At 32.6% G+C, this 9,402-nt stretch carries 11 protein-coding genes and 2 pseudogenes; 10 read left to right on the forward strand and 3 right to left on the reverse strand.

Going from position 1 to position 9,402, the window contains the following annotated elements:
* Nucleotides 1-79 precede the first annotated feature (79 nt).
* The 3 genes from A9G41_RS08355 to A9G41_RS08365 all read left to right on the forward strand — a co-directional run bounded on the left by A9G41_RS08355 (nt 80) and on the right by A9G41_RS08365 (nt 3,456).
* Nucleotides 80-700: an L-threonylcarbamoyladenylate synthase gene (locus tag A9G41_RS08355; RefSeq protein WP_065582275.1), complete on the forward strand. Its 621-nt coding sequence runs from the start codon at nt 80-82 to the stop codon at nt 698-700.
* 80 nt (nt 701-780) lie between these two features.
* A complete protein-coding gene (gene rluB, locus A9G41_RS08360; RefSeq protein WP_081302167.1) occupies nt 781-1,794 on the forward strand; it encodes a 23S rRNA pseudouridine(2605) synthase RluB in 1,014 nt (337 codons plus the stop codon).
* 273 nt (nt 1,795-2,067) lie between these two features.
* Complete coding sequence (locus A9G41_RS08365) at nt 2,068-3,456, forward strand: hypothetical protein (protein WP_065582274.1); 1,389 nt, start codon at nt 2,068-2,070, stop codon at nt 3,454-3,456.
* 140 nt (nt 3,457-3,596) lie between these two features.
* On the opposite strand, the gene A9G41_RS08370 is transcribed toward A9G41_RS08365, so the two are convergent.
* From A9G41_RS08370 to A9G41_RS08380, 3 genes are all read right to left on the reverse strand, one after another.
* Nucleotides 3,597-4,613, reverse strand: a complete 1,017-nt coding sequence (locus tag A9G41_RS08370) for an amidohydrolase family protein (protein WP_218057716.1) — start codon at nt 4,611-4,613, stop codon at nt 3,597-3,599.
* A 775-nt stretch (nt 4,614-5,388) separates the two neighbouring features.
* Nucleotides 5,389-5,781, reverse strand: coding sequence for a hypothetical protein (locus A9G41_RS08375; protein WP_065582273.1), 393 nt, complete (start codon nt 5,779-5,781; stop codon nt 5,389-5,391).
* Nucleotides 5,782-6,095: 314 nt separating this feature from the next.
* Nucleotides 6,096-6,452 carry a hypothetical protein gene (locus A9G41_RS08380; RefSeq protein WP_065582272.1) on the reverse strand — a complete coding sequence of 119 codons (357 nt, stop codon included), beginning with the start codon at nt 6,450-6,452 and terminating at the stop codon, nt 6,096-6,098.
* Nucleotides 6,453-6,572: 120 nt separating this feature from the next.
* Between A9G41_RS08380 and A9G41_RS08390 the strand changes: the two are divergent.
* The 7 genes and pseudogenes from A9G41_RS08390 to A9G41_RS08410 all read left to right on the forward strand — a co-directional run.
* Nucleotides 6,573-7,378, forward strand: a pseudogene (locus A9G41_RS08390) (transposase).
* A 42-nt stretch (nt 7,379-7,420) separates the two neighbouring features.
* Complete coding sequence (locus tag A9G41_RS14005; protein WP_141675206.1) at nt 7,421-7,579, forward strand: transposase family protein; 159 nt, start codon at nt 7,421-7,423, stop codon at nt 7,577-7,579.
* Between the two features lie 12 nt (nt 7,580-7,591).
* Nucleotides 7,592-7,786, forward strand: a pseudogene (locus A9G41_RS15095) (integrase core domain-containing protein); the annotation flags it as partial.
* 88 nt (nt 7,787-7,874) lie between these two features.
* Complete coding sequence (locus tag A9G41_RS08395; protein ID WP_218837688.1) at nt 7,875-8,150, forward strand: hypothetical protein; 276 nt, start codon at nt 7,875-7,877, stop codon at nt 8,148-8,150.
* Nucleotides 8,151-8,230: 80 nt separating this feature from the next.
* Complete coding sequence (locus tag A9G41_RS08400; RefSeq protein WP_065582070.1) at nt 8,231-8,587, forward strand: hypothetical protein; 357 nt, start codon at nt 8,231-8,233, stop codon at nt 8,585-8,587.
* An 80-nt stretch (nt 8,588-8,667) separates the two neighbouring features.
* Nucleotides 8,668-9,024: a hypothetical protein gene (locus A9G41_RS08405; RefSeq protein ID WP_065582070.1), complete on the forward strand. Its 357-nt coding sequence runs from the start codon at nt 8,668-8,670 to the stop codon at nt 9,022-9,024.
* An 80-nt stretch (nt 9,025-9,104) separates the two neighbouring features.
* Nucleotides 9,105-9,402: hypothetical protein (locus A9G41_RS08410; protein ID WP_075539549.1), on the forward strand; the 298-nt coding region annotated here is incomplete at its 3' end.

The following is a 9,402-nucleotide window of genomic DNA, read 5'->3' on the forward strand; positions in this document are numbered from 1 at the left end:
AAAGGTATGATATTTACGTTCCATCAAATACTTGATGGTATGATCTTCAACATTAAAATTATATTGATATAGAACAATTATGAGCCAAACTTTTTATATTCACCCTGATAACCCCCAAAAACGACTATTAGAGCAAGTTGTTAATATATTAAATGATGGTGGTGTTATCGCTTTTCCAACCGATTCAGGTTATTCACTAGGGTGCTTGCTTGATAATAAACAAGGTGTTGATCGTATTTGTCAAATCCGCCAACTTGATAAGCGTCATCATTTTACGTTAATGTGCAGTGGCCTTTCTGAACTGTCTTGTTATGCTTATGTGGATAATACCACTTTTCGGTTATTAAAAAATAATACACCAGGAAAATATGTCTTTATTTTACAAGCTAGCAAAGAAGTACCACGCCGATTATTGAATGAAAAGCGTAAAACAATAGGATTACGAATTCCAGATGATAAAATTGATTTAGCACTACTTGAATTATTAGGACAGCCATTAATGACCACCACGCTGATTTTACCTAATGATGATCAGGCACAATCAGATCCCGACGAGATAGAAGATAAAATAGGCCATCAGCTCGATGCAATTGTACATGGCGGTTATATTAGCCAGCAACCAACCAGCGTAATTGACTTAACTAATGACTATCCCGAAATTATTCGTAAAGGAAGTGGTGACACTAAACCATTTGAATAAGCAACCATTTTTATTGCTGATATTTCGACAATAGTGTGAATAGATAAAATGATACCTGAGAAGGTAACAGCGAGGATAATATGAAACATAGCAGATCTACATTTTCACAAGTTAGTAAAAAAAATAATAAAATTAATGAAAAAGATAATCAATCCAATAAAAAAACGAAAGCGTTTTGCCCAGCAAGCGTAGCTCGTAAAAATTTGCCACCTGATAATACTGAAAAACTACAAAAGGTATTAGCTAATTTAGGAAATGGATCGCGCCGTGAAATTGAGGCAATGATTGCAGCAGGTAAAATCAGTGTGGATGGTAAAATTGCTACGTTAGGCGATCGCGTTGATGTTAATGCTAATCCTAAAATACGTATTAATGGGTATCTAGTTCAGCTTAGAAGTAAAGAAAAAGAAGTTTGCCGAGTCCTTGCTTATTATAAACCAGAAGGTGAAATCTGTTCACGTAACGATCCACAGGGGCGAGCAACGGTTTTTGAACGGTTGCCTCGCTTAAAAAATGCTCGCTGGATTAATATTGGTAGACTTGATATCAATACTTCTGGCTTACTATTATTTACCACTGATGGTGAACTGGCTAATCGGTTAATGCATCCACGGCATGAAATTGAGCGTGAGTATGCCGTTCGTGTATTTGGTAATGTGACTGATCAACAGATTAACCAACTTCGTAAAGGGGTACAACTCGAAGATGGTCCAGCTTCATTTCAATCAATTAAAGCACAAGGTGGTGATGGACTTAACCAATGGTTTAATGTGGTTATCACTGAAGGTCGCAATCGAGAAGTTCGCAGAATGTGGGAAGCTATTGAAGTACAAGTTAGCCGATTGCTGCGTATTCGTTATGGCAATATCACTTTACCTAAAGGGCTGTCACGTGGAACGTGGATGGAATTAGGTATCGACTCTGTGAATTATCTACGTGAACTTGTTGGATTACCGCCAGAAACCAAAAGCTTTACAACAGGATCATCGTCAGACAAACGTATAATAAGACCTAAGCGGGTTAAATTGACCAATTTGTCTAGAGCATCCCACGTGCCTCGTCAAGCGACAGCTAAAAAGCCAACTAGAAAATAGCATGTTATAACTCTCAATAAAGTTCATTTTATTGAGAGTATTGTCTGATCACTTTATCTTACCTTTTATATTCTCTAAAAATAAATATATTGATATTTTTTGAATAGAGACTATTTTTGTTCGCTTTTTTAGCAAAAATAGTTAATAAATTGTTTAAAATTTTTTATACACTAATTTGCACTAATTAGTCGCAGATCAATTAGTTAAAAATAATAAAATGATTTTACCTGCAATGAATTGATAATTTAATTAAATCTATTTAAAGGAAATATTATGCGGATAGCCATAACAATTTTTTTTCTTTTTCTTTTATCTGCTTGTCATGCTCGAACGGCTGATCAAGCATATAAAGAAGGAAAGTATTTGGAAAGTATCAGTTTATTAACTGCCAGTATTGATGAAAAAGGGCAAGCGAAATTTGATAAAGGTAGAGCTGAAAAGTTACGCACTATAGTAAGTAATGTTATGGCTCATTATGAGGCGGATTTGGCTCACACAGCAAATACAGATTATCAACATCGTATTGACGCTTATCAAAGCTTACTTAAAATGAAAATGATGTTGAGCGATCGTTTTTATAGCCAAACTGTCAGCTTTTTTAATGATAAATACGATATCAAAAAGTTAGAAGAAACAATTGCTAAACAATATTATGATTATGGTAACTCTATAACTGGAACAGACAGCGAAAGTTACAGAAAAAGAGCTGATTTATATCAAAAAGGATTTGAGCAATATAACTATAAAAATATTGAAAGCTTATACAAAAATGCAAAAACAAAATATATGCAACTTGCAGCTAAAGATTATTATAATCAAGGCAAAATGTTAGAGCAGCAAGGTAACTATAAAGCTGCAGCAGAGGCATTTAATAATGCTTCAGAGGTATACCAACCGCTCGGGAAATACAAAGATAGTGGCAAGCTTGCTGTCGATAATGATCGAAAACACTGTGCACAAGAAGCAGAAAAATATTACCAGCAGGCACAACAACTTGCAAATACCGCAACGCACCGTTACGAATTTCGCGAAGTAGCCAAATACTATGCCTGGGCAGCTTCAGCTTACAGACAATACGGAGCTTATCGTGATGCAACTTTTCAATCTGACAAATATACAAACAAAGGAATAGTTAGAGTTTATTATAATTCTACAGAATTACGCTCTTATGTAAGAGATATTTTACATAAAGATTTTATTCAATTTGTTATTTACAATCCGAGTGAAGCTGATGTTATCATGCGTATAAAAAGTAATGTTGAATTTTCAGACCTTGGACAATCAGTTAACAATCAAACTAAAACTGAAAAAGTATTTGATAAATTTATTGAAATGGTTGACGATAACGGTAATAAAAATCAAGTCAAAACCTACAAAGATCAGCAATATAATTTACAAACGGTGACCCACAGCAATAAATTAACATTGACTACTGAAATTGAAGCTCATGGTGCGTATAGTTACAGCCGATCTTTTAATATTGAGCAGACATCTGCAAAATATGATTATATTTATTCTGGTAACGTGCCATCAAATTTACATAATTACAGTGAAGGCACTTTACAAAGTAGAGAAAGATTGCTTGAACTAGCTCAAAAACAACAATTAAACGAAGTAAAATTAAGGCTAGAAGACATTATTAGAGATCTTTCATATCTATAGTTAACGCAGTGTGTATATTTCAAAGTGTGGCAAAAAGTAGAGTGATCTACTTTTTGCCACACTCGATGAACAACATAATGGTTAAAATAGCAAATTAAAAATGAGATCTTGCCAGATTATTTGTAGGACTTTTAATTGAATTACTCAAGCCCAAGCACCATTCGCCCATTTTTTGTTGCCACATTAATCACATTATCTAAATCAGTATAGCGGCATCCTGTTACTAACAGCTTAAGCTCTTCCCACATATTCCCCGTTGAAAATGGCAACATATAATCGCTGACGTTATCTGTACCGATTGCAACAGGAATACCTGCTGTGGCAAGTTCATCAACTGGGGTGAGTGAGTTACGAGTAGGGCCTTGTTCTTCACGGCGTGGGCTATCGATCCAAGCAAATGGGCAGGCAATGACCATCATTTTTGCTTCTTTCATTTTTTTATAGAGTTTTTGGCGATATTCTAAACTGTGGGCTGTGATCGAAATACTATGAATGGCAACAACGCGACCATGCATACCATGTTCAAGGGTTTTATCGGTAAGTTGTTCCGTTTCGATCTCATCTTGAGAATTAAACTGGTCAACATGTACGTGCACCATTTTGCCTAATGATTTACCCGTTTGCATTAACACATCAAGATGTTTCAGTCCCATTCCTTCACCATGATCGCGTTCATCACGACGAGGTAAACCGCCAATAATATCAACTAAATCAGCGCCTTTATCGAACCAATAACGAGCCTCTTTATCGATAACGCCTTTAAGTGTTTGATTGACTAATTTTATGGTGATGTCATTTTTATAGGTTTCGCGTGCTCTTAACGCCCCTTTAATTGCCCGTTCTTGAGCAATAGGGTCAATATCAACAAATGATCCCATTGCACTCACCCCTTGCTCAATCATCCGTTCAACCGCCATACTAAAATGGCGATAGTAATCATCTTCGCTCATTGATGCTTTGACTTTATCTAATGTATCCCATTTTTCAATTAAGGTCTGTTTTTGATAGACATCAAAACTATCAACTGAAATAGTAAAAGCACGATCGGCATGCATATGAGCATTAACCCATCCGCCATTTTGTTTAATTTTATTCATTAAATAGGCTTTTAAACTTTGGTCTCTTGTGGTTAACAACATTTTTTTATGCTCAATCATAATTAGCCTCTATAATTCAATTGCTTTAAATAGGAGTGAAATAATTGTATGGAATAGGTAAAAAAAATCCCCCAAAAAGGAGGATAAAATGTAATACCAATAAATTGAGTGATTAAAATGATTGATTTACTAATGCTCATTACACTCACGCCTTATCAATTAAAAATTGAAGAAATTCTAATCAAAATAAACGTAATAGCAAGCACTATCATTTACAAAATATCTAAATAAATGAAAATGTTATAGTATTATTTTTTAGATTATTTACTTGCAAAGTGAAATTTTAACTACGCTAATAACCAATAAGATTTAAGCATAAAATTCTAACTAATTATTTAATAATGATAATTTATTGTCAAAAAAATGAGATTAATTATGTATTGTTATGTTTTAGACTATTTGTCATATAAGCTGATTTTAGCGCAAATGGTGTGTCCATACTTTTTTGACACAAATTTAGTCTTCACCGCTTTAAATGTCGCATCAGCAATCGCATTATCATAGGGTCATCCCTTATGACTTAATGACCGCTGAATGCTAAATTCCTTTAAACATTCATCAAATAAATGATTTCAAACTCTTTCTCAATTAACATTGTCGTATTCGTCGTACTAGTATAGTAAAAAATAACTTTTGGATATACTAAAAGGTTATTGTGTTATTTTTATAATAATTGTTCAGAAAAAATATTGATTTTATTTGATTTTTTAATAGGTGATAAAATTACAGAGTAAATAAGGAAAATCCTCGCTGTTTTAAAACGGGGATTTTATAATTACCACCACTTAGGATAATTGGTAAATTGTGATTTAACATAATTCAATGTATCTTCTGAAATAATGGTTTGATAACTTGACTGCACAATATCCTTAAATATTCCCTGACGAGTCACAGACCATGAATATTTAATGTTTTTTTCATCTTTTTCTATTTTTATAGAAAACATTTCATTCATATCATACAAAGTAGCTGTTTTTTTTAATGTAACCAGATCGTTAACAAAATTATCCCAAATTAAACAACTAATCCATATTTCACCACTATAGTTAAGAGAGTTCGAAAATTGCTCTATATTTGCTATAAAAATAAATTTAATAGAAGGTACATGTTCATCAAATTCAACTTCATCAAAAGAAATTTTCATCGGTTTTTCTATGTTTATACTCATGATTTTATCCTTATTCAATTGATCTTGTATGAATTAATGCAGGCAGTTCTCCTATCCTACGAGATTGCATTATTTTTAATTCCCATCCCTCAATTGTAATTAATTTATTATATGCTATACCATTTTTCGTTGCAGATTGTAAACTTCTTAGTTAGCTACTTTATGCTGAGCATATTCAGCCATATGTTCTGTTGCATTACCATGCACCCACACTTTTTCCCCATTGGATAATACCATTTCAAATTTTAGATCTTGCTATACAACCTTAAGGATAAAAAAGTGAAATTCCCCATTTATTAAGAAAAAACATTTTTTTAATAAAATTCAGAATCAACTAATCCTTCTTCTTTAATGATTTCAAGAAAGCGTTCGTATGCATCTTTATCATATTCTAAAATATCATCCAGTAAGTTTTCTTCTATTAAAGAATGATGGTAAATTCCTTGTATATTACTATTATGATAATAAATCGATGACCAATTTATTTTAGAATCAATTATTTCAATATTATTTTTGTTATTTTTATTTTCATGATCAATACAAAATACAGTCATGCCGCCGTTCCCTAAAGGTAAGGCACATAAATATGTACCAATTGTATTTGTATTTAATGATTTGGCCCAATAAATTCCAAATATATCTACATAATGGCTTTCTATTTTTATTTTCATTTTACTTTATCCTTAATATCTTTTATTACTTTTCTAGGGTCTGTTTGTGTAACTACCCCCTAAAATAGTACAGCAAAAAGTAGAAAATTCTCTATGATAAAAGTAAAAGAGGATTTAATTATGAAAAAAATGACTGAACATCAAATCGTCGCTATTTTAAAAGAAGCTGAAGCGGGTATTCCCGTTAAAGAACTGTGCCGTAAATATGGCATGGGTAATTCAACTTTCTATAAATGGCGGGAAAAATATGGCGGTATGGAAACTTCAGACATCAAACGTCTAAAAGAACTCGAAGCGGAAAACCGCAAGCTTAAGCAGATGTTTGCCGAACTGAGCTTAAAATCACAGCTTCAGGAAGAAATTATAAAAAAGCTTTAGTGCCCACCAAGGCACGTAAAACGTGGGCACAGCAACTACAACAAAATCATTCAGTTACTATTGCAATGAGTTGTGCTATTGTTGGTTTAAGCCGTTGTGCTTACTATTATCAATCTAAGTTACAGGATGATTCGGTGATTGTTTCGGTGTTGAATGCTATCACAGATAGGCATTTACGTTGGGGCTTTCCTAAGTGTTTTAATCGAATCAGAAAGCTCTGCTATCAATGGAATCATAAACGAGTATATCGGGTGTATTGTGAATTAAAGCTTAATCTCAAGGCAAAGCGTAAAAAACGCATTCCTCCACGATGCCCGGAAAGGTTATTAGTCCCCAATAAACAAGGTGAATGTTGGTCAATGGATTTTATGAGTGACAGTAGCTGTAATTATCGCACTGAAGTACTCGATTTATATCTATTTAATAACCTAGAACAAGTAAGAAAGATAACCGAAGAATGGCTAACCATTTATAACACCGAAAGACCGCATGAGGCGTTAAATAACATGACACCGATTGAGTATAAAACACTAAAACAGGCTGCTTAATTTTCTACGTGAGTTGTGTACTAAGTTTGGGGTATTTACAGCGTGAGTTTACCCGCAGGTAGAGTGACTCGTTATTTGGATAAATTGGTGGAGTATCATAGTTATTTATTAAAAATACGGGTAGATAATGGACCTGAATTTACAGGAAAAACCTTTATAAACTGGGCTAAATCACATGATATAACCATTGATTATATCTAGCCCGGTAGCCCTTATCAAAATGGCTATATTGAACGATTTAATCGTACCTATCGTACTGAAGTACTCGATTTATATCTTTTTAACAACTTAGCGCAAGCAAGGAGAATAACTGAAGAATGGTTAACGATTTATAACACCGAAAGACCGCATGAGGCATTAAATAACATGACACCGATTGAGTATAAAACACTAAAACAAGCAGCATGATTTTCTACGTGAGTTGTGTACTAAGTTTGGGATATTTACAAAACCAACCTATTTAGATTATGATGATGAACTAAAGTTAATGGATATTATGACTAAACTACCTATGAGTTGGCTCATTAAAAATAAAGATGAATTTATTGATGCTTTAATGCATTTATCTGACTCACATACGATAGGTAGTGGATTTTTATTACAAGAGGAATGTGACGATATTATATTTGATAATTTTTGTGAATGGCTAAGAGAAGTAAATAATAAAACCGGCATAGCGACATTAATGTATATTGATGATTTTGATCCGAAAGCACTAGGACTAGATGAATTTAGAAAAAATATTAGAAAAGATGAAAATACAGATAAGTAAGCTCTAAACAATAATGGAGAGAATTTAAACGTGATAGAAATGCAGCTCATATTCCATTAGATGGATCAGGATATTAATTTATGAACGAGAATATGCTATACAATTTTTTGAAAAATAAACCATCCCTTTTGCATTATGATGATGAACTAAAGCTAATAGGTATTATGACTAAACTACCTATGAGTTGGCTCATTAAAAATAAAGATGAATTTATTTGTGCTTTAGACCAATTATATGACTCACATACGGATGGTGGATTTTTATTACAAGAGGAATGTGACGATATTATATTTGATAATTTTTGTGAATGGCTAAGAGAAGTAAATAATAAAACCGGCATAGCGACATTAATGTATATTGATGATTTTGATCCGAAAGCACTAGGACTAGATGAATTTAGAAAAAATATTAGAAAAGATGAAAATACAGATAAGTAAGCTCTAAACAATAATGGAGAGAATTTAAACGTGATAGAAATGCAGCTCATATTCCATTAGATGGATCAGGATATTAATTTATGAACGAGAATATGCTATACAATTTTTTGAAAAATAAACCATCCCTTTTGCATTATGATGATGAACTAAAGCTAATAGGTATTATGACTAAACTACCTATGAGTTGGCTCATTAAAAATAAAGATGAATTTATTTGTGCTTTAGACCAATTATATGACTCACATACGGATGGTGGATTTTTATTACAAGAGGAATGTGACGATATTATATTTGATAATTTTTGTGAATGGCTAAGAGAAGTAAATAATAAAACCGGCATAGCGACATTAATGTATATTGATGATTTTGATCCGAAAGCACTAGGACTAGATGAATTTAGAAAAAATATTAGAAAAGATGAAAATACAGATAAGTAAGCTCTAAACAATAATGGAGAGAATTTAAACGTGATAGAAATGCAGCTCATATTCCATTAGATGGATCAGGATATTAATTTATGAACGAGAATATGCTATACAATTTTTTGAAAAATAAACCATCCCTTTTGCATTATGATGATGAACTAAAGCTAATAGGTATTATGACTAAACTACCTATGAGTTGGCTCATTAAAAATAAAGATGAATTTATTTGTGCTTTAGACCAATTATATGACTCACATACGGATGGTGGATTTTTATTACAAGAGGAATGTGACGATATTATATTTGATAATTTTTGTGAATGGCTAAGAGAAGTAAATAATAAAACCGGCATAGCGACATTAATGTATATTGATGATTTTGATCCGAAAG

Source organism: Gilliamella sp. Nev5-1 (assembly GCF_001690895.1).
Lineage (GTDB): Bacteria > Pseudomonadota > Gammaproteobacteria > Enterobacterales > Orbaceae > Gilliamella > Gilliamella apicola_C.

Bases quoted from the DNA above. Each gene is read 5' to 3' on its own strand.
- A9G41_RS08395 (WP_218837688.1), top strand. From the start codon at position 7,875: ATGACTAAACTACCTATGAGTTGGCTCATTAAAAATAAAGATGAATTT.
- A9G41_RS08365 (WP_065582274.1), top strand. From the start codon at position 2,068: ATGCGGATAGCCATAACAATTTTTTTTCTTTTTCTTTTATCTGCTTGT.
- A9G41_RS08380 (WP_065582272.1), bottom strand. From the start codon at position 6,452: ATGAAAATAAAAATAGAAAGCCATTATGTAGATATATTTGGAATTTAT.
- A9G41_RS08405 (WP_065582070.1), top strand. From the start codon at position 8,668: ATGAACGAGAATATGCTATACAATTTTTTGAAAAATAAACCATCCCTT.
- A9G41_RS08355 (WP_065582275.1), top strand. From the start codon at position 80: ATGAGCCAAACTTTTTATATTCACCCTGATAACCCCCAAAAACGACTA.
- A9G41_RS08375 (WP_065582273.1), bottom strand. From the start codon at position 5,781: ATGAGTATAAACATAGAAAAACCGATGAAAATTTCTTTTGATGAAGTT.
- rluB (WP_081302167.1), top strand. From the start codon at position 781: ATGAAACATAGCAGATCTACATTTTCACAAGTTAGTAAAAAAAATAAT.
- A9G41_RS08370 (WP_218057716.1), bottom strand. From the start codon at position 4,613: ATGATTGAGCATAAAAAAATGTTGTTAACCACAAGAGACCAAAGTTTA.
- A9G41_RS08400 (WP_065582070.1), top strand. From the start codon at position 8,231: ATGAACGAGAATATGCTATACAATTTTTTGAAAAATAAACCATCCCTT.